At 23.4% G+C, this 615-nt stretch carries 1 protein-coding gene; it reads left to right on the top strand.

Translation table 11 applies throughout. From position 1 onward, the window contains the following. Window positions 1-60: 60 nt before the first annotated feature. Window positions 61-615: hypothetical protein (locus A9G32_RS12375; RefSeq protein WP_141672915.1), on the top strand; the 555-nt coding region annotated here is incomplete at its 3' end.

Here is a 615-nt window from a genome sequence, read left to right as displayed (position 1 = left end):
AAGCAGCGTTTATTTGGTTTATATCATTCGTCAAGTAACACTACTTTATGTTTATTAGGAATGAAAATTAAAAGAAAAAAACTAAAAACTAAAAACAAACTGGAAAAGATTTCAAAAGAAATAAACGATAGATTTAATAATTTATATAACGAATTGTCAAAGTTACAACAAATACTTGTTCCAAGCATTTTAAGACAAAAAAAAGGAAATTTTTTATCTAATAAAAATAATTTGATTTTCTTTAATCAAATGAATTTAAATCAATTTAAATATTATTTTGAGAATTTATCTGTAGTAGCTAATTTAACTGATGATATTAATAAATCTAATGCTGTATTTTCATTTGAAAATCAAGATATTTTGGAGACAGCAAAAATTGCTATTGAAGAAAATAAACTATTTTATTATATATACACTGGTTTTATAAGTAATATTTTCCCTCCTTATGGTTCAGCAATGACTACTTTTTGTTCTGCTATTTCATTTGTAATAGACAGCCGAGGTGATTTTAATGATGGCAATATGGCAACTGATCTAGAAGCGCTTTTAAATACAGAAATTGTTAATGAAAAACAGTTACTGAGATCTAAAAATATTATTAACAAAATCATTAAA

The sequence above is a fragment of the Gilliamella sp. Gris3-2 genome, from assembly GCF_001690345.1.
Taxonomy (GTDB): Bacteria; Pseudomonadota; Gammaproteobacteria; order Enterobacterales; family Orbaceae; genus Gilliamella; species Gilliamella bombi.
This window is presented reverse-complemented; position numbering and strand designations above follow the sequence as displayed.